This window comes from Xenorhabdus aichiensis, assembly GCF_028598775.1.
Classification (GTDB): domain Bacteria; phylum Pseudomonadota; class Gammaproteobacteria; order Enterobacterales; family Enterobacteriaceae; genus Xenorhabdus; species Xenorhabdus bovienii.
Genome location: NZ_JAQRFO010000024.1, coordinates 25,615 through 45,840, shown reverse-complemented (window position 1 = coordinate 45,840; position 20,226 = coordinate 25,615). Strand labels below are relative to the sequence as shown.

The following is a 20,226-nucleotide window of genomic DNA, read 5'->3' as shown; positions in this document are numbered from 1 at the left end:
AGGTAATATGAATAAATTTAAACCGTGATAAAAATCACATTACCCACCTGCATGGCAGGTGGGAGCACTAATTATCAATAACAATCAGACAAGTGCATTTTTAACCGCTCAATATCCTGTGCAATCTGTGGCTGTTTCACCACGTCATAGCAAGCAAACGTCGGTAAGGGTGACATGCCTAAAAACTGATTTGCTTTGTGAAAAGGGTAATAAATGTTGTCGATGCCTTTTCCTTCAAAAAACTGTTCGGGGTCTTCGAAAGATTCCAGCGGTGCATTCCAGGTAACCGAAAACATGTAAGTTTTGCCCTGAGACAACCCCCCTGAACCATATTTTTTGGTAAGATCACTGCGCGTCCTCCCATCATCTTGAAATAACGTACCGTCACCGGCACTAAAAACTTCATCAACATACTTTTTCAAAATCCACGGTGCTTCCATCCACCAACCCGGCATCTGGTAAATAACGCTGTCTGCCCAAATAAATTTATCGACTTCTGCCTGAATATCATAACCCCTATCAACATGAGTTATTTGGATCTCGTGCCCCATTTCCGTCAGATGATCTTTGATGATCTCTGTTAACGCGTTATTCAGTTCTCCTTTTGATTCACCAAACTCTTTTGCTGAGTTAATAACCAAAATATGGGTCATAATCATCCTCTGTTTTATTTTATTGATAATGCATGAATTATATTAGATCCAATTTTGGCCGGATGGGTGCCCAGTTATTTCCAATCGTTGCCTGATCCTCCAAAGAGATATTGTTTTCGCATTTATCGTTTTATCAAGGTCATTTGATGGCGGTTGGTTAATCATCATCTTACTCGCAGCCGCTTGATATCCCGACAGGGTGGCTCACCAAATAGACGGCTGTATTCACGGTTGAACTGGGAAGGGCTTTCATAACCCACCTGAAATGCGGTGGCTGATACGTTATGGTGTTGTGTCAATAATATTCGTCTCGCTTCATTTAAACGCAGCCATTTCTGATACTGGAGTGGGCTCATTGAAGTCACCGCCTTAAAATGGTGATGAAAGGATGAAGGGCTCATTCTGGCAATCTGTGCGAGTTGTTCGACTTTGACGGGGTCAGCAAAGTGATCTTTCAGCCAATTAATGGTCTTGCTAATTTGATGACTAGGGCTTTCCTGTGAGGCCATTTGTTGCAGTCGTCCACCCAATTCACTTTTTAGCAGGCGATAGACAATTTCTTTTTGAATTAGTGGTGAAAGTACGGGGATATCTTCCGGTGTATTCAATAAATCCAGTAGCCGATTGAAACAAACCAGCAGTTCGGCTGTTACGGGAGTAACAGCTAACCCGCATGTTTCTGGCGAATCCTGCCGGATCGCAACATGATTTTCTATCAGTAATTCTGAGGCTTCCTGAATATTAAACTGTAACATCATGGCAAAAAAGGGTTCTTCTTTCGAAGCGGTGCAAACTTGAGTAATGGTGGGAATATCGGTGGAAGTCACCATAAATTGGCTGGCATCACAACAATAAGAGCACCCGCCGATAGTTATCCGTTTTTTCCCTTGGGCGATGATCATAATGCTGGGTTCGTACAACCAGCCTATTGGCGTCGTTGGCTGCTCTAAATGACACAATGTCATTTCAGGGATCGCAGTTTTGGCTGAATGTGTATTGGGTCGCGTCAAGCTGGCCACTTTCCCGATTAATTGTTGTAACTGAATTTCAATTTCTATTGCACCGGATAGGTGATGTAATGCACTCATTTTCTACTCCCTCATTTATTGCCATAAACACACAAAATTTTTACTCATTATTGTTACTTAGCATATCGTTAGAATTGGAAAATTTATATCAGTGAAAATAATAAATTGGAGGATTAGGCAATAATTGAGGAGGATAAGGTGGTTAAGGGATTTAATCATAAAATACAAAGTGGATTGATTGAACAGATCTTGGGGAGCTAATGCTACAGACGTAATGAGTACGGTGTCATGATACGTCTCTATTTATGAGTGACGGTTTAACAATAGTTTAAGTTAGGCTGATTATAGTAATTACCGAGCAAGTAGGAGAAGATTATGTCATAGTTAGATCCATTGATATTATTATCTTTCTTTATTCTTCCAGAAAACGTATGGAAGGTAAAAAAATGATTTATAAAATTTATAATTATTTTTATCGCTGTTTTTATTTTTATTTTTTTTGATTATTTTTTATATGTGTATATGAATAATAATGTGGATCTATTATTTATTTTTTATAAATATATTGTCATATATTTTTTTGTTTTAATATGATATTTATAAAATATAAAATATAAAATATAAAATATAAAAACATCCATGATTAAATTAAATTAAATTTAATGGAAATATGGAAATAGAAAAAATCCCTAATGAAAAATAATTTACAGGTGGTATTTAAGTGTATGTCCATGAAAATAAATAAAACATATAGTGCGAGAGATGTTGAAAAAGAAGCACAATCATACTGGTCATCAGCAAAAATCTTTCTTGCAGATGAAAATAACCCTGGGGAAAAATTCTATTCTCTTTGTATGTTTCCCTATCCTAGTGGCAATATTCATATGGGGCATGTAAGGAATTACTCCATAGGTGATGCTATTATTCGTTATCAAAAAATGTGTGGAAAAAACGTATTTCAACCTATGGGATGGGATGCTTTCGGATTGCCTGCCGAGAACGCTGCTATTAAAAATAATACTCACCCTGCATCTTGGACGTACAAGAATATAAACAACATGCGAAAGCAATTAAAGCAAATGGGGTACGGGTACGATTGGTCTAGAGAAATCGCCACGTGTTCTCCTGATTATTACCGGTGGGAGCAATGGCTATTCCTCAGATTATATCAGAGAGGACTAGCGTATAAGAAGAAATCTGTAGTGAATTGGGATCCTGTGGACGAGACCGTCCTTGCCAATGAACAAGTTATAAATGGGCGAGGGTGGCGTTCAGATGCTTTAGTAGAAAAAAGAGAAATCTCTCAATGGTTTTTAAAAATCACGGATTATGCAGAAGAATTGCTAAATGGCTTGAACCACTTGGGAGAATGGCCTGTTCAAGTTAAAACGATGCAAAAAAACTGGATTGGTAAATCCACAGGAGTTCAAGTTAGTTTCAAGATTAAAGGCACAGGAAATACAGTAGAAGTATTTACGTCCAGGCCTGACACAATTTTTGGTTGCAGCTTTATAGCGCTAGCACCAGACCACTCCTTTGCACGAGAATTATCTGAACGAGAGCCCGATATAAAGCTTTTTACAGATAAGTGTATGCAGATGTCTACTGCTGAATCTGACTTAGCAACACTTACAAAGAAAGGCATTCAAACAGACTGCATAGCTATCAATCCGTTGAATGGAGAAGAAGTACCAATATGGATAGCTAATTATATTTTGTCGAGCTATGGCACGGGAGCCATAATGGGTGTTCCAGCTCATGATGAACGCGATCACGAGTTTGCCTGCCTCTATAATTTACCCGTTAAGCACGTCATAAAACCTGTTGATGAAGAAAGTGCTAATATTGAGGGCTTATTTACAGGTAAAGGAATTTTAATAAACTCAGGGGAATTCAATGGGTTGGTGAGTGATGACGCTATTAAGGGAGTTACTCAAAAATTAAGGGAAATAAAGGCAGGAACACTCGAAACTAAATACAGACTTCGCGATTGGGGAGTGTCTCGCCAACGTTATTGGGGTGCTCCGATTCCAATTATATACTGCGATGATTGTGGGACTGTACCTGTACCTGAAAATGATCTTCCCGTAGTGTTACCAGAAGAATTTGAATTCACAGATAAATCCAATGTGCTTAAAAACATACCTGAATTTTACAATGTTAAGTGCCCCAGTTGTGGAAAAAATGCAGTTAGAGAAACAGACACTTTTGACACCTTTGTCGAGTCTTCTTGGTATTCCGCTCGATTTACATGTGTTGACCAACCGAACATGATGTTAGACGAAAGAGCTAATTATTGGGCGCCAGTAGATTTATACATAGGAGGCATAGAACACGCAATTTTACACTTACTGTACGCTAGATTTATTCACAAAGTAATGCGTGATGAAGGCTTGTTAACATCGGATGAGCCGTTTGTCCGTCTATTTACTCAGGGAATGGTGCTTAAAGATGGCAGCAAAATGTCAAAATCGAAAGGAAATGTAGTGAACCCTCAAGATTATATTGACAACTATGGTGCAGATACTTTGCGTCTATTTATGATGTTCAGCGCACCTCCTGAGCAGCAGCTTGAATGGTCAGACTCCGGGGTCGATGGTGCACATAGGTTTATTAAGAAACTCTGGAATACGGTTCATGGTCATGCCGAACACTGCATGCCCAAGACAATTCATTCAAGTGGAATTGTTACTATTGAGCAAAAAAATTTAAGAAGGAAGCTCCATGAAACTCTAAAGAAAGTAACTGATGTTATGGAGACAAGATTAAGCTTCAACACTGCAATTGCAGCTGTTATGGAACTTATCAATACATACAATAAGTTTACGGTTAATAGTGAAACAGACAAAGCTGTAGCACAAGAAGTATTAGACAATGTCGTTATTATGTTATCTCCTATTATCCCTCACGTTACGCATGTTTTATGGCATGTTCTAGGACATGATAATGCTCTCATTACAGAAGAGTGGCCTAAAGTAGATGAGTTGGCTATTGTTCAATATACTGTCACTATCGCAGTCCAAGTAAACGGTAAGTTGCGAGCTCAACATCTTATTAGTGTGGATGCATCAGAGGAAATGATAAAAGATAAACTGTTCACTCTAAAAGAAGTCCAGAAACATATTGCAGGGAAAACTGTGAAGCGCACCATTATTGTCCCCAATAAGCTCGTGAATATAGTTACATCTTAATTATCACACGTAACCCGTAAGATGTACTAGCCAAAATTATTCTTTTCAGTAGGAATAACTCTTATTAAATTGGAGTTATTCCTTTTGTAGGTACATTTTACTGATATAGAGATCTGACAAGATAATAAATCAATAATATTGGAGGTTCACGTGAGGCTAACTAAACAATTATTCCTTGAAAAATATCGATTACCTAAAATTCTAAACCAGAATTCAACTATGTCTTTATTGAATTCTGGGCCTTTTTACCAAATGGTAGAAAAGGGAATACCCTTATTCTTACCTATTGGTAATAAGATATTAACTGCTATTGAGCGTTGCTGTATTAAAGAGGCGGAAAAATTTGAATTCAACCATATAGATATGACCCAAATAATCCCGACTGATATCTTATCATTGGGTGAGAAATTCCATGACGGTTTTCTAGATCAATTTGTCTTCCTGAAAGGTAAAATGGAACGCTATCATTTGCTATCAACTCCAGAACCGTTATTATTAAATTTCCTTAAGGAGGGGCTTCAAAGTTACAGACAACTACCAATAAAAATGATGTTTTCCGCCAAATTTTATCGGCAGCTCAGCCAGGTTCAAGGTATTCTCAAAACAAGAGAGTTCAGAATGCTTGCTGGTGCTTGTTTACATGAGAGGGTATCTGAAAAGGAATTGGCTATTGAGTTCTTTCATAAATACACACTACATTTAGCCAATGTATTTTCTATACCTATAGAGTACACTTATAATGAAGAGAGTAAATTTTACGAGTATTTCTATATTCATACTGATGGTGAGGAACTCTTTAATGATGTTTCTGCTGTGAGTTTGGCAATGGCGTATGAATATGGTCAAGAAAAAAAAGTGATAGCCCGCTATTGCAGCAATTCAAATAGGAATATGAACGCCCAATTCGTAACTTATGGGCTGGGGCTTCAACGGTTATTTTTTGTTATCCTCGATTGCTATCGAGATAATAAAGGGTTCAACTTACCAAAGCCAGTACGCCCATTTGATACTGCTATAATTCCCCTACGAGATGAAGATATATCGAGGTGCTTGGAGTTTGCAAATTGCTTACAAATCCCACCAGATCGAATGTTGATAGATGATCGATGCAAGACTCAGGTATTCGAAAAAGAACGTTTCGCTGATTACCTTGGTATTCCTCAAAAACTCTTTATTAGCAATCAGGAAGTATTTGTCAAGCACAGGAATGCTGGCACGTTTTTAAAAGAAGCATTCCAGATATCCGATATTAAAAAGGAAAGCTGTAGTCGCTTTAATATCCAACCATATTCACAAAATTGATTCGATATAAATTATGTTTCTCGCTATAAAAAATAATGAAATGGCGCGAGGCACGCATGATGTAATAATATAATTATACGGAAATCATGTAATTAAATTAACTTATTTTGCAAGTTTAAGAAATAACATCTAATTGGTTTTGATATTTTTTAATGACACATATTTAACTTATAATAAAGGAAGAATAATGATAAATAAAATGATGGGAGCAATCTCAATTTATCGAGGGTTATCATCAAATATCTATTTCATCGCTATAGCGAGATTTATTCTTGGTTTAGGAAATTTTATTCTACCTTTTATGATGTTGTTACTGACTGAGAAACTCGATTACTCTGTAACAATCGCTGGAGCGTTAACAATGGGGGTTACTGGTTCATATTTTATCGGTAGTATGCTAGGAGGTAAATTTTCAGATAGTATGGGTCATAAGCGAGTTTTGGTATTTGGCGAGCTAGTCGGTTCTCTTATATTGATAGTATGTGGCTTTTTTGTATATGACCCTATAGTCATACCTTTGTTCTTATTCGGAACATATTTCTTTTTTGGTCTAGCACTCCCAGCAAGTAACGCATTGGTTGCTGACTTATCAAGCCCCAGGAACCGCGATGCTGTAATGTCCTTAAGTTATCTTGCTTTTAATTTAGGTTCAGCAGTAGGTCCACTTCTTGCTGGATATCTATTTTGGAGTTATACAAGTTGGATATTCTGGGGAAACGGTTTAGCTGCTCTGATAGGAATATTAACAGTTCTTTTTGGAGTTAATTCTAGTGTTAAAGAAAGGGGAACGTGCCAAACTCAGCTATTGAATATCGAATTGGAAAAACCAGTCACTGGTACCGTTTGGACAGTACTATCCGAGAGACCAAGAATTATTTTTTTTACATTTTTTTGCTCTCTAATGTGGGTAGTTATGAATCAAATGACTATGGCTAGTCCGCTGTATTTGAACTATATATTTGATACTCATGGCCCTATTCTATTTGGACAGCTCTGCACTTTTTCCTGCTTAGTCGTTGTTGCAATAACACCTATATTAATGAAATTGACTGCCTCCAAGTCGGACATTATAAGCCTTGCGTATTCAAGTGTTATTTTCGCAGTTGGTTACTTAGTTGTAATGTCAAGCCCAACTATACCAATGCAATTTATCGCATGGTTCTTCTTATCTGCTGGTGAAGTTCTTCTTTATACTAAGGAAGGTATATATTTAGCCAATCAATCACCAAAAAGTCATAGAGGTAGAATTCAAAGTTTTTCAACGTCCATGCGCAATATTTTGCTTATGCCAAGTTTTGTATTAATTGGTTTCACAATCGATAAATTTGGATATCAATACACATGGTTACTTATAGTGTCTATTGCCATGTTGGCTGCATTTGGGTTTATTGCTATGGATAACAAATATAAATCTTTAAGAACTTAGAGAAGTGAATCAATAAGATAATTTTTGATTAGCGGGTATTTCTAAAAAGCAGAAGAGAGCTCATATAGGACTCCACTTGAAAAATGGAAAATATCCTACTGTAAGGGCTTCCCCGGCCCGTCAATGATGAATAAAGGGGTAAGATTGCGTTACTATACAAATACTTTACCGCTGAGTTCCAGCCTCAACATACGCTTAGGCTCATTGAAGTCACCACCTTAAATGGTGATGAGATGATCATGATGCAAGGGATTCAGGTGCTGATTGAACGCTGCTGTTTGTACGCAAAAATGCTGGCTGAGGGGCTAGAATTACTTGGTTTTAAAGTGCTTAATGAAATTGTTCTCAATCAGGTGGTTGCGTGTTTGCCAGATATAACCTTGCAGCGAGCTATGCTGCAAAAAGTTCAGCAGTCAGGTGAATGCTGGTTTGGGCAAACAATATGGCAGGGGCAAGAGGCCATTCGTTTGAGTGTCAGCTCTTGGGCTACCACCGAAGATGATATTCAACGTAGCTTGAAAGCGATTGCCGATGCGATTGATGAGGTTAAATATGCTGATGGGATGGTAAGACAAAGTTAGTCGCAGTAAAAACTAAAATCCGCTCAACCACGCGGATTTTAGGTATTTTAATCAATCCCCTAAGCCATCATGCGATGCTGAGAGGAATGAGCAATAAATCAGACGTTAAACAAGAAGTTCATCACATCGCCATCTTTAACGATGTAGTCTTTACCTTCAGCACGCATTTTGCCGGCTTCTTTCGCGCCTTGTTCACCTTTGTAATTGATGAAATCTTCAAACGCGATGGTCTGGGCACGGATAAAGCCTTTTTCGAAGTCGGTGTGGATTTTACCCGCTGCCTGTGGCGCTGTGGCACCAACCGGGATCGTCCATGCGCGAACTTCTTTTACGCCAGCGGTGAAGTAAGTTTGCAGGTTCAGTAATTGATAGCCAGCGCGAATGACACGGTTCAGGCCCGGTTCTTCCAGACCCAGTTCAGCCATGAATTCTTCACGGTCGCCATCTTCCAGTTCAGCGATATCTGATTCAATAGCAGCGCAAACCGGAACAACCACAGAACCTTCTGTTTCTGCAATGGCGCGAACGGTATCCAGATGTGGGTTATTCTCAAAACCATCTTCATTGACGTTGGCAATGTACATGGTTGGTTTCAAAGTCAGGAAGCTGAGGTAGCGAATCGCTGCTTTTTCTTCCGCACTCAGGTCTAAGGCGCGCAGCATACCTGCCTGCTCAAGGTGAGGAAGACATTTTTCCAGTGCTTCCAGTTCCGCTTTAGCGTCTTTATCGCCACCTTTAGCTTTTTTCTGAACGCGGTGGATGGCACGTTCACAAGTATCCAGATCCGCCAGTGCCAGTTCGGTATTGATAATTTCGATGTCTGAGGCCGGATCAACCTGACCGGAAACGTGAATGATATTGTCGTTTTCGAAGCAGCGCACAACGTGACCGATAGCTTCTGTTTCACGAATGTTGGTCAGGAATTGGTTGCCCAGACCTTCGCCTTTTGAGGCACCTTTCACCAGACCTGCAATATCCACGAATTCCATCGTGGTTGGTAGTATGCGCTGGGGTTTGACGATTTCAGCCAATTGGTCAAGACGTGAGTCTGGCATCGGCACAACACCGGTGTTTGGCTCGATAGTGCAGAAAGGGAAGTTTGCTGCTTCGATACCTGCTTTGGTCAGCGCATTGAATAATGTAGATTTCCCAACGTTAGGCAGGCCAACGATACCGCATTTGAATCCCATAAATTTATTACCTCAGATCACTTATAAACCAGCGGGCAAGATGCCTGTTGGTGAGTTATACAAAATTGGCGCTATTATACACGCAATAACCAGCCACGCCACGCACAGCCTGTTAAGCGCTGGCTTTAAAAGCATGCAGACGGTTAATGGCCTTGTTCATGCCATCTTTCATCAGAATGTCCGTGCAACTCAGTGCTTCATCAATGGCATCATCGATCAGCTTCTGCTCACTGGCAGGAGGCTTGCCAAGTACAAAACCCACCACTTTATTTTTGTCACCCGGATGGCCGATGCCAATGCGCAGACGGTGGAAGTTAGGGTTATTACTGAACTTGTTCTGAATGTCTTTCAAACCGTTATGGCCACCGTTACTGCCCCCCAGTTTCATTTTTGCTACGCCGGGTGGCAGATCAAGTTCATCGTGCGCGACCAGAATTTCATCCGGCTGGATGCGGTAGAATCCGGCGAGGGCAAGGACTGATTTGCCGCTGAGGTTCATGAAAGTTGCTGGCACCAGCAGGCGAACATCCTGCCCATTCAGGTTGATGCGGGCGGTATAGCCGAAAAATTTACTCTCTTCTTTCAGGGGTTGTCTGTGGCGTTGCGCTAACAAATCGACAAACCATGCTCCGGCATTATGTCTGGTCTGTGCGTATTCAGCCCCAGGGTTTGCCAGACCAACGATTAATTTTATGTTACTCACAGTCTTCGTTCACTTATTGGCAATAAAATAAAAAAGGGGTTTAGTTTACCTGCCTCAAGGCTTGAGTACAAAACTCATTATGATATTGAAAGGGAGGGTTCGTTATTCCTTAATAGTTGTTCAATGTGTTAAACATGGGGGTCAAATTATTGTTGCTGAATCCCCTTTCGGTGAAGTGTAAAAATGCGTTGAGATTTGTACAACTTGTGATCGCCGCCGCAATAACCTTTTAGATAATAAGGCTATAATATAACCAAGAATGTATCTACTTTCGTGCTTTTGAGTTCGTTTCGTTTGTAAATTGAGTTCAGAAAAGTATTGGAGGTTGGTGATGAAACGTAAAAATGCTTTCATTCTCGGTAACATTTTTATGGGGTTAGGGATGGCGGCAATGCTGATTAGTTTGTCTTATGTATTGCTCAGTCATGTGTTTAGTTTAGACCAGTCTGGATTGGCCACAGGTATCTCATTGATGGGTTTATTTGTTGGTGCATTGGTTTGGTTGGCGGGTGCCAGTATCGGTGGGCGTGAGCAGGTTACTGATAAGTATTGGTGGTTGAAGAATTATGACGAGCGTTATCGCCGTAAAAAACACAGAACCTCATGATCTCTTATATTATTATTGACATCTAGGCAAGGCGGTTATTGATGACCACCTTGCCTTTTTGCTTGTATCAGAAGCTGGCGTTGATGCCCAGACTGAAATTGTAGTTATGCTCCTGAGAGTTACCCTCGTTACGGGTTACAGAAGCGAAGCCGCGCCAGTTATTGAACAGGTTAGCGTTCACACCGACAGTATATTGACGCCAGTCAGTGTTCTGTTTGCCACTTTCTCGCACAAAGGAAGTCTTGGTGGAATTGATGGCGCTGCGAAGTTTATAGCGTGTATCACCGAATTCGTGATTAAACTGGACAGAGGCATAAGGATTGATGCGGCCTAACTGAGTATCCACACGCCAGCCCAGTGTGCCGACTTTGGAAGTGTAGTCTTGATCAGCAAAATGCATGGAGGTGCTGTTGTCGCCGGATTCACGGTAGCCTTTGATATCACCTTTATCCCACGCATACTGGATAATCGGGCTGGTGGTGATTTGATTGGTGACAGCGATATCCCAGCCTGCCGTGAGGCGTCCACCCCATTGTTTACCGGTGGTAGAACCGGTTTCCCGGCGTGTCGCCTGACCTAACTGAATGCTACGTGTCAGACTATCGTATTTGTTGTTTGAATAATGGAGATCGCCACTTAACCAACCTTTGTCATAGAAGTTCCACAACGCGTAAGTTGTCACTACGTGAGCACGTCCTTCATGCGTGAAATTGGAGGCAGAGGTGCGTTCATCCTTATAGTTAGAATATACAGCACCCAGCAGCAGGTTATCAGTGAGCTGATAATCACCACCCAGTGTGAAGGTGTTGTTGTGGCTGCCTGTGTAGCCGCCAAAGATGCCAATTTTACCCTGAGCATTGCCACCATTGCGAAGTTGTTGCAGGTGACCATCAAGGGAAGCGCGAACACCTTTGACGGGGATACGGTTGACTTGATTCAGGGTCATGACCTGTGATGGCGCATTGTAGATGGATTCAATATATTGACCCAGTATGAGATGGCCAAGCGGGGTTGGGTGGAAGTTGTCAGTGAATAAAAACGGCTTGCTCTTGTCATATTGTGGGTCTGTTTGTGGGTCTGTGGCAGAGCATTCTTTGGCTTCCTTTCCTTGTGCGCAAGCATAGCCCAGAGTATTCTCAATACCGTAAATCAGAGGATTTGCGATCACTTCCTTCAGCAGACCGTTGGCATCGACACGCATAATATTGCCATTGCTCTGGCTGATTTTGTCATCTACCAGATTATTGTAGTTATTGGTTAGTTTTGTGGCACCCTCATTGGCTACTTTATATTCCGCGTTAAGCTGTTTTTCAACTTCATCAGCATTTAGGTCAGGTTTTAATTCTGCTGCTTTTTGCGCTAATTTGTGGAAAACTTGTTGGATAGCCAGATTACGGATCTCGTTATTGGGGATAGGATTTTCATTAATTTCCTGGTGGATTTTTTCCAATGTCTGTTTGATCGTCGAATCAGAAGCGCCTACTTTTTTTAATCCGCCTTCAATCACCGTTTCCAGTAGCCTAGGTGTGATACCAACATCAGGTACAGTCGGTGCAATGATTAAGCCAGCGCCGGCGCCAACCAACTGATTAATCTGTTCTCCGGCGGCAGTGGCACTCATGTTGACAATATTATAAGCATCAAGTGGATTCTTTTGGCCAGCCATCAAAGCGGCTGCGAGATCATTACCACCTATCCAGTGAATATATACGCCATTGGCATCCGCACGGTTATTATGTGCAGCCAGATAGTTTTTGACTTGTTCGGCGGTATTATATTTAGGGTTTAATGATTCAATAGCAGTAGCACCGCCTTGGGCGTAGTTGGTGCCACCATCTTTGGAAGCGGTGGGTTTACTACCAGTAATATGTTGAGCAACATACTCACCATAAAGCTGACTGGTTTTCCCATCTGTGGTATATCGCCCATTATTCCCGCTATCACTCAGGCTATCGCCAAAGACATAGGTGTTGTTATAAGCATGGGCATTGGAAATGGCACTGATTGAAAGCGCTAATAGAGCAGGTGTGAATAAAAATGCTTTTTTCATTGGCTCTTCTCCATAAAAAGTAATTTTTTATTTATCAGCGTTATTGCCATGCAATGGCAAAATTCAGGCGATACTTCTCTTTGCGAAGTTAGAGGCGCTGATGTGCTAAAGACTTTAAATAAATTTATGTTATATAGATGATTTATTGACAACTACTGTCTTTGATTAAAGATGATTCCCTGTTAACTATATTCCATATCACTTTGGGCTTTTTATATAAAATATGATGCAAAAGCATACTTTTTAGACTGTCAGATATGACGATAAAAAGTCACAATAGCCGCTACCGATTGTCCGGCAGATTAGCAGTAACGGTAATAACACACCAGAATTGTTCGGGAGTTAGGGTACTGGACGTACCAGATGATTTATTGTTCGTATATGATGATGTCTTTTTCTTGAACGCATGCTCAGAGTGCAAACTCTGTTGGGGATGATAAGTGTTGGTTAGATTAACGTATTGATAAAAATGATTATTTAATCATTGTGATTATTTATATTTGTGATTAATTAACAAAGAAATATTGACTATGTGTATTAAAATGACGGAAAAAACCCGTTGCTGCGGATGCGTCAACGGGTTTTTTCAGGCAATGATTTATTTAATCACTTGAATAAGTTAGCGCTTAAAATAAGTGCTAAAACTTAAAATTAGTGCTCAAACATTGCAGAGATTGACTCTTCATTGCTGATACGACGGATAGCTTCAGCAAGCATGCCAGACAGTGTCAGAGTGCGAACTTTATTCAACGCTTTGATCTCAGCAGACAGAGGAATGGTGTCACAAACGATAAATTCATCTATCACTGAGTTCTTGATGTTTTCTACTGCATTACCAGAAAAGATAGGGTGGGTTGCATAAGCAAACACCCGTTTCGCTCCACGCTCTTTCAATGCCTCAGCAGCTTTACACAGTGTGCCACCTGTGTCGATCATGTCATCAACCAGAACGCAGTCACGGCCAGCGACGTCACCAATGATATGCATGACTTGAGAAACGTTTGCACGTGGGCGACGTTTATCAATGATGGCCATATCCGTATCATTTAACAGTTTGGCGATTGCACGGGCGCGAACAACACCACCAATGTCTGGAGAGACAACAATTGGGTTTTCCAGGCCTTTCTGAAGCATATCTTCCAGAAGGATTGGGCTACCAAATACATTATCAACCGGAACATCAAAGAAACCTTGGATCTGCTCGGCGTGTAGGTCAACCGTAAGAACGCGGTCTACCCCAACGCTGGACAAAAAGTCCGCAACGACTTTAGCAGTGATAGGCACACGTGCTGAACGGACACGGCGATCCTGACGGGCGTAACCGAAGTAAGGAATAACGGCAGTAATACGTCCGGCAGAAGCGCGACGAAGCGCATCGACCATAACGACCAATTCCATCAGGTTGTCATTGGTTGGTGCACAGGTGGACTGGATGATGAATACATCACCACCGCGTACATTTTCATTGATTTGAACACTGACTTCACCGTCGCTAAAACGACCGACGGCAGCGTCTCCAAGGCTAGTGTACAGGCGGTTGGCAACACGTTGTGCTAGTTCAGGGGTGGCATTACCAGCAAAAAGCTTCATATCGGGCACGAGAAAAACCTCAGGCTTGCGTCCAGAGAGATATTGTTGACCAATCGAACATTATTGTTCATTGGTTCAATAACATGTATATCCCAGAGCGGAATGTATGCAATGGTGAAATGTTGACTCCACGCGCAACAAAGCCCTGCATCCACTCTGGGGATTGATTTAACACCTTACGGGCCGATGCTTCTGATTCGAACTCGCCGAAAACACACGCACCGGTTCCGGTCAGGCGCGACGGTGCGTATTCTAGCAGCCATGAAAGAAGCTGTTCAACCTCACGAAAACGTTTTCTTGCGATTGATTCACAATCATTTGTGAATGGTGCCTGTAATAATGCGGGTAGAGAACGAATCGGCGAATTTCTTTTTAATTCAGGATCTGTGAAGATCGTCGGAGTTGAAATCTCAATTCCGGGATGAGCAACCAGAAACCATTTTTCTTCCGGTGATGCCGGCCGGAGTTTTTCCCCGATGCCTTCGGCAAAAGCGGCATGGCCTTTAACAAATACGGGAACGTCTGCGCCAAGGCTGATGCCAAGCTGTGCCAGTTCATTATCGGACAAATTGGCTTGCCAGTGGTAGTTCAAGGCAATCAGTACTGTCGCGGCATTAGAAGAACCACCACCCAGACCTCCCCCCATTGGCAGGCATTTATCGATGTGGATATCGGCGCCCAGATGTTCGGTTCCCTGACTATTATTCTGCAATAACTGATTTTGTAATAAATGATTCTGCAATAATCGGGCAGCCCGGACGATCAGATTATCGTCATGGGCGACGCCTTCAACGGACGTCAGCAGGTGGATTTGATTATCCTGGCGGGGGGTAATCGTGATCTCGTCGCCATAGTCCAGAAACTGGAACAGCGTTTGCAGTTCGTGGTAGCCATCAGGTCGTTGGCCAGTAATATACAAGAATAAATTCAATTTTGCCGGAGAAGGCCAAGTCAACGTCATTATTGGGTTGTCCAGTTATCCATTTTCAATTTTATGCGGTTCTTGCCCTGAGTGAGTTCCAATCGATTAGGCAACGCTGGCATGGTAGAAGCATCATAACCCTGATAATTGACTTTCCAGATCTCACCATTTTTCTTGCTACTCACCGATTTGAGCAGGTAATTCTCATCTAACTGAAAATCTTTGGCATCGCCGGGTAAGCCGATAATCCAGTTTTTCAGATTATTCAGAGGAATATTCATATCGGTAAGCTGATAAATTAATGCCTCAGGAGCATCACTGAGGTATTTTTTACCCTTATTGTCAGTAAGCTGAATCATATTCGGCTGGACGAATAATTCCAATTCTGTTGTACCTAGTGGATTAAGCAGCAACAATTTATAGTTATCAGGCGAATACTGTTGCCAGAAAAAGCGGGCATAGACTTTCTTTTCATTTGCCAGATAAGCAAAAGAGCCTCGGGTCTGGTAATTTTTCAGTTTTTGCAGTTGTTGTTCACGGGTATGCCATTGCGGAGAATTGGCGGAACCTGTACCTGTAGGAGGCTGTGTGACGGTACAGGCTGTCAGCAGAACCGCAGAGAGGGGAAGTAAGCGAAAAAATGATGATGTTTTCATTCAGTAACCCTTAGCAATAAAATAGTCTGATGGGTAACTAATGCGCCATCCAAGTCTATAATCAAGGTGATAATTTAGCGAAATTTTGTCAACATTTCTCGAATAAATTACGGCATAGCCGTCCGATTGACTTTTATTGAATTGATGCATCAAGTAGAATGCTCATCCAATGAGAGTCCTTATGAAGGGTGTGAGTTTCATGAGAATGGTTATTAATATTATCATGAGATTGATTCCCGTGATAACTCAACGCAGTTAAAATGACTTTATTAGCACTCGGTATCAATCATAAAACCGCGCCTGTTTCCTTACGTGAGCGGGTGGCATTTTCTCCTGACACAATCGGGCTTGCGCTTGATAACTTGCTCCAGCAGCCGCTGGTGCGAGGTGGCGTTGTGCTGTCAACCTGCAACCGCACTGAACTCTATCTCAGCGTCGAGCAGCAGGATAATTTAAAAGAGCAATTAATCAGTTGGTTGTGTGAGTATCACCAGCTCAATCCTGACGATCTGAAAGCCAGCCTTTATTGGCATTTGGATAATGACGCCGTCAGCCACTTGATGCGAGTGGCGAGTGGTCTCGATTCGCTGGTACTTGGGGAACCACAGATTCTGGGGCAGGTAAAGAAAGCCTTTGCCGAGTCGCAGAATTATCAATCCCTGTCAGGGGAGTTGGAGCGTCTGTTCCAGAAATCTTTTTCAGTTGCTAAGCGGGTCAGAACAGAAACGGAAATTGGCGCAAATGCGGTTTCCGTGGCTTTTGCTGCCTGTACGCTCGCCCGGCAGATTTTCGAATCCCTGTCTAAATTGAATATTCTGCTGGTGGGGGCAGGGGAAACGATTGAATTGGTGGCTCGCCATCTCAAGGAACACCGTGTGCGTCACATGATGATTGCCAACCGCACAAAAGAGCGGGCGCAGGCACTCGCCAGTCAAGTGAATGCGGAGGTTATTTCCTTGTCCGAAATCGATACCCGGCTGGCAGAAGCCGATATTGTGATCAGTTCTACCGCCAGCCCACTGCCGATTATCGGTAAAGGCATGGTCGAGCGGGCGTTGAAAGTCCGCCGCAATCAGCCGATGTTACTGATTGATATTGCTGTTCCTCGCGATATTGAACCGGACGTCGAAAAATTGAGCGATGTTTATTTATACAGTGTTGACGATTTACAGGCTATTATTCAGCAAAATCTGGCTCAACGTAAAGCTGCCGCTGTTGTCGCGGAAGGCATTGTGCAGCAGGAAAGCCGCTATTTCATGGATTGGTTGCGCTCTCAAGGGGCGGTCAATACAATCCGGGAATATCGGGAACAGGCAGAAAAAGTCAGGGCTGAGATGACAGCAAAAGCATTGATGTCCATCAGGCAGGGTGCTGATGCTGAACAGATCATCAACCAGTTGACTCACCAATTGACGAATCGTCTGCTCCATACACCCACTAAATCACTTCAACAGGCGGCCAGTGATGGCGATTTGGAACGCCTGAATCTCTTACGGGACAGCCTTGGGCTGGATCATAACTAACCCTATTCGAATTAAGGTCTGATATTACGAATGAAGCCTTCTATTGTCGCTAAACTGGAAGCATTGCAAGAACGCCATGAAGAAGTTTTGGTTCACCTCGGTGATGCCAGTGTTATTGCTGATCAAGATCGTTTCCGTGCATTGTCAAAGGAATATGCTCAACTTACCGATGTGACCCATTGTTTCAAATCCTGGAAAACGGTTCAGGAGGATTTACAGACAGCGGAGATGATGCTTGACGATCTCGAAATGCGGGAAATGGCGCAGGAAGAGCTCAGGGAGGCAAAAATTCGTAATGAAGAGCTGGAACAGCAGCTACAGCTACTGCTGTTGCCGAAAGATCCGGATGATGAGCGCAACTGTTTCCTTGAAGTTCGAGCAGGAACCGGTGGCGATGAAGCCGCGATATTTGCAGGAGATTTGTTCCGCATGTATAGCCGCTATGCGGAAGCCCGCCGCTGGAGAGTAGAGATTATAAGCGCCAACGAAGGCGAGCATGGTGGCTACAAAGAAGTGATTGCCAAAGTTTCGGGTGATCAGGTTTATGGTCACTTGAAATTTGAATCAGGCGGTCATCGTGTCCAGCGTGTACCGGAAACGGAATCTCAGGGGCGCATTCACACTTCTGCCTGTACTGTGGCTGTCATGCCAGAAATTCCAGAAGCTGAATTACCGGACATCAGCCCAGGTGATTTGAAAATAGATACGTTTCGCTCTTCCGGTGCGGGTGGGCAGCACGTCAATACCACTGATTCTGCGATTCGAATTACCCATCTGCCAACGGGGATCGTAGTGGAATGTCAGGATGAGCGTTCCCAGCACAAAAACAAAGCAAAAGCGATGTCTGTACTGGCGGCTCGTATCCGTGCTGCTGAGATGCATAAGCGTCAAGAAGCGGAAGCCTCTGAACGCCGTAATTTACTGGGTTCCGGCGACCGTTCAGATCGTAATCGCACCTATAACTTTCCACAGGGGCGTGTGACTGATCACCGAATCAATCTGACGTTATACCGCCTTGATGAAGTGATAGAAGGCAAACTGGATATGCTTATTCAGCCGATCATTATCGAATATCAGGCAGATCAACTGTCTGCGCTGTCAGAGCAGGATTAATGAATTACCAATGCTGGCTACAACATGCGGCTACGCAGTTGTCTGAAAGTGACAGCCCTAAGCGTGATGCGGAAATCTTGTTGGGATACGTGACAGGGCGTTCCCGTACTTATCTGATTGCTTTTGATGAAACGCTAATCTCATCGGAAGAATTGCATCAACTTGATAGCCTGCTGGTGCGCCGCATTCAGGGAGAGCCGGTAGCTTATATTATTGGTGAACGGGAATTCTGGTCACTGCCGTTTGCCGTATCGCCAGCGACGTTGATCCCGCGCCCTGATACTGAATGTCTGGTGGAGAAGGCATTGGAATTATTGCCTGATTCTCCAGCCCGGATTCTGGATCTGGGGACGGGGACGGGGGCGATTGCACTGGCATTGGCAAGTGAGCGGAATGATTGTTATGTGACGGGGGTTGATATCAATTCTGATGCTGTGATGCTGGCGCAACATAATGCTGAAAAAAACGCCGGAAAACTGGCCATTCACAATGTGAATTTTTTGCAAAGTGAGTGGTTTGCAGCAGTGGGTAACCAACAATTTGATATGATTGTCAGCAATCCTCCGTATATAGATGAGCGTGATCCTCATCTACAAGAAGGGGATATCAGGTTTGAACCAGCCACTGCATTGATCGCTGCACAAAATGGCATGGCGGATTTGCAGGCAATTGTGGGACAGGCGCGCCATTTCCTGTCACCAAATGGATGGCTATTGCTGGAACATGGCTGGAAACAGGGAACCGTTGTCAGAAACCTATTTTTAGAGAAGGGTTATCAACAGATAGCGACTTTTCAGGATTATGGCGGTAATGAACGCATCACGATAGGTCGATGGAATAAAAATGAAACCCATAGTTAATTATGAATTCAATAATACTCCCCTGATTGACGGTATTATTCTGGTATCAAAAATTATCCGCCCTGATTTTCCTCAGACTCTGGTAAGTGAGCAGCTAACTGCATTGGTTGAAGAAGCCCGGCAGAGGCTTTCCTCCATTACCGATTCCAAAGTGAAATTGGATTCGCTGCTGACACTTTTTTATCGGGAATGGAAGTTTGGTGGAGCTAATGGGGTGTATTGTCTGTCGGATACCCTGTGGCTGGATCGTTTACTCCATTCACGTCAAGGCTCACCTGTATCATTGGGTACGGTGTTTACGCATATTGCTCAGGCGCTGGGGCTGTCGGTACAGCCTGTCATATTTCCAATCCAACTGATATTGCGGATTGATTTGCTTGATCAGCCCACTTGGTTCATTAATCCCTTGAATGGGGATACGCTGAATGAACATACGCTGGATGTCTGGTTAAAAGGTAATATTGGCCCAACTGTTCGTCTGAAAAAACAGGATTTGCAGGAAGCCGATAATGTCAGCCTTGTGCGTAAAATCACTGACACCATCAAAGTTTCTCTGATGGAAGAGAAAAAGATGGAACTGGCGCTCAAGGCCAGCGAAGTGGTGCTGACGTTTGATCCCGATGACCCCTATGAAATCCGCGATCGGGGGCTTATCTATGCCCAGCTCGACTGCAATCATATTGCTGTTTCGGATTTGAGTTATTTTGTCGAACATTGCCCTGAGGACCCTATCTCAGAAATGATAAAGATGCAAATTAACACCATAGAACAGCGGTTGATTGTCCTGCATTAGGTTTATTTTTTTATTGATACAGCAAATTTATTTGCCCT

At 42.6% G+C, this 20,226-nt stretch carries 17 protein-coding genes; 9 read left to right on the top strand and 8 right to left on the bottom strand.

Annotation, left to right across the window (positions count from 1 at the left end):
• Window positions 1-74 precede the first annotated feature (74 nt).
• A complete protein-coding gene (locus PSI22_RS12085; RefSeq protein ID WP_273579962.1) occupies window positions 75-653 on the bottom strand; it encodes an NAD(P)H-dependent oxidoreductase in 579 nt (192 codons plus the stop codon).
• A gap of 164 nt (window positions 654-817) precedes the next feature.
• Window positions 818-1,741: an AraC family transcriptional regulator gene (locus tag PSI22_RS12080; protein ID WP_273579960.1), complete on the bottom strand. Its 924-nt coding sequence runs from the start codon at window positions 1,739-1,741 to the stop codon at window positions 818-820.
• A gap of 677 nt (window positions 1,742-2,418) precedes the next feature.
• Here PSI22_RS12080 and leuS point away from each other — a divergent pair.
• The 4 genes from leuS to PSI22_RS12060 all read left to right on the top strand — a co-directional run bounded on the left by leuS (window position 2,419) and on the right by PSI22_RS12060 (window position 8,181).
• Window positions 2,419-4,872 carry a leucine--tRNA ligase gene (gene leuS / locus PSI22_RS12075; RefSeq protein WP_370689023.1) on the top strand — a complete coding sequence of 818 codons (2,454 nt, stop codon included), beginning with the start codon at window positions 2,419-2,421 and terminating at the stop codon, window positions 4,870-4,872.
• A 150-nt stretch (window positions 4,873-5,022) separates the two neighbouring features.
• Window positions 5,023-6,174 carry an aminoacyl--tRNA ligase-related protein gene (locus PSI22_RS12070; RefSeq protein ID WP_273579957.1) on the top strand — a complete coding sequence of 384 codons (1,152 nt, stop codon included), beginning with the start codon at window positions 5,023-5,025 and terminating at the stop codon, window positions 6,172-6,174.
• Window positions 6,175-6,361: 187 nt separating this feature from the next.
• The gene (locus PSI22_RS12065; protein WP_273579956.1) at window positions 6,362-7,600 is read left to right on the top strand and encodes an MFS transporter; all 1,239 of its coding nucleotides are present in this window, start codon (window positions 6,362-6,364) and stop codon (window positions 7,598-7,600) included.
• Between the two features lie 239 nt (window positions 7,601-7,839).
• Window positions 7,840-8,181: a hypothetical protein gene (locus tag PSI22_RS12060; protein WP_273579955.1), complete on the top strand. Its 342-nt coding sequence runs from the start codon at window positions 7,840-7,842 to the stop codon at window positions 8,179-8,181.
• Between the two features lie 98 nt (window positions 8,182-8,279).
• Here PSI22_RS12060 and ychF read toward each other — a convergent pair whose 3' ends face one another.
• Window positions 8,280-9,371, bottom strand: a complete 1,092-nt coding sequence (gene ychF / locus PSI22_RS12055) for a redox-regulated ATPase YchF (protein ID WP_238100282.1) — start codon at window positions 9,369-9,371, stop codon at window positions 8,280-8,282.
• Between the two features lie 112 nt (window positions 9,372-9,483).
• Window positions 9,484-10,074 carry an aminoacyl-tRNA hydrolase gene (gene pth / locus PSI22_RS12050; RefSeq protein WP_038254112.1) on the bottom strand — a complete coding sequence of 197 codons (591 nt, stop codon included), beginning with the start codon at window positions 10,072-10,074 and terminating at the stop codon, window positions 9,484-9,486.
• A gap of 331 nt (window positions 10,075-10,405) precedes the next feature.
• Here pth and ychH point away from each other — a divergent pair, with 331 nt between their 5' ends.
• Window positions 10,406-10,681, top strand: coding sequence for a stress-induced protein YchH (gene ychH / locus PSI22_RS12045; RefSeq protein ID WP_038195692.1), 276 nt, complete (start codon window positions 10,406-10,408; stop codon window positions 10,679-10,681).
• Window positions 10,682-10,748: 67 nt separating this feature from the next.
• Here the strand turns inward: ychH and PSI22_RS12040 are convergent, their stop codons facing one another.
• From PSI22_RS12040 to lolB, 4 genes are all read right to left on the bottom strand, one after another.
• The gene (locus PSI22_RS12040; RefSeq protein ID WP_273579954.1) at window positions 10,749-12,731 is read right to left on the bottom strand and encodes an autotransporter outer membrane beta-barrel domain-containing protein; all 1,983 of its coding nucleotides are present in this window, start codon (window positions 12,729-12,731) and stop codon (window positions 10,749-10,751) included.
• Between the two features lie 651 nt (window positions 12,732-13,382).
• Window positions 13,383-14,330 (bottom strand): ribose-phosphate diphosphokinase, encoded by a 948-nt coding sequence (gene prs, locus PSI22_RS12035; RefSeq protein WP_012988643.1) that lies wholly within the window; start codon window positions 14,328-14,330, stop codon window positions 13,383-13,385.
• A gap of 58 nt (window positions 14,331-14,388) precedes the next feature.
• The gene (gene ispE / locus PSI22_RS12030; RefSeq protein ID WP_273579953.1) at window positions 14,389-15,282 is read right to left on the bottom strand and encodes a 4-(cytidine 5'-diphospho)-2-C-methyl-D-erythritol kinase; all 894 of its coding nucleotides are present in this window, start codon (window positions 15,280-15,282) and stop codon (window positions 14,389-14,391) included.
• Complete coding sequence (gene lolB / locus PSI22_RS12025) at window positions 15,282-15,899, bottom strand: lipoprotein insertase outer membrane protein LolB (RefSeq protein WP_273579952.1); 618 nt, start codon at window positions 15,897-15,899, stop codon at window positions 15,282-15,284. The genes ispE and lolB overlap by 1 nt, the downstream gene beginning before the upstream one ends.
• 260 nt (window positions 15,900-16,159) lie before the next feature.
• Here lolB and hemA point away from each other — a divergent pair, with 260 nt between their 5' ends.
• The 4 genes from hemA to sirB1 are packed head-to-tail and all read left to right on the top strand — an operon-like array spanning window position 16,160 to window position 20,188.
• Entirely contained in the window at window positions 16,160-17,422 is a 1,263-nt protein-coding gene (gene hemA / locus PSI22_RS12020; RefSeq protein ID WP_273579951.1) for a glutamyl-tRNA reductase, read from the top strand.
• Window positions 17,423-17,452: 30 nt separating this feature from the next.
• Window positions 17,453-18,535 (top strand): peptide chain release factor 1, encoded by a 1,083-nt coding sequence (gene prfA / locus PSI22_RS12015; protein ID WP_273579950.1) that lies wholly within the window; start codon window positions 17,453-17,455, stop codon window positions 18,533-18,535.
• The gene (gene prmC, locus PSI22_RS12010) at window positions 18,535-19,395 is read left to right on the top strand and encodes a peptide chain release factor N(5)-glutamine methyltransferase (RefSeq protein WP_038195679.1); all 861 of its coding nucleotides are present in this window, start codon (window positions 18,535-18,537) and stop codon (window positions 19,393-19,395) included. Before prfA ends, prmC begins: the two co-directional genes overlap by 1 nt.
• On the top strand, window positions 19,379-20,188 hold the full coding sequence (sirB1, locus tag PSI22_RS12005) for an invasion regulator SirB1 (RefSeq protein WP_012988649.1): 810 nt from the start codon (window positions 19,379-19,381) through the stop codon (window positions 20,186-20,188). Before prmC ends, sirB1 begins: the two co-directional genes overlap by 17 nt.
• Window positions 20,189-20,226: the final 38 nt, after the last annotated feature.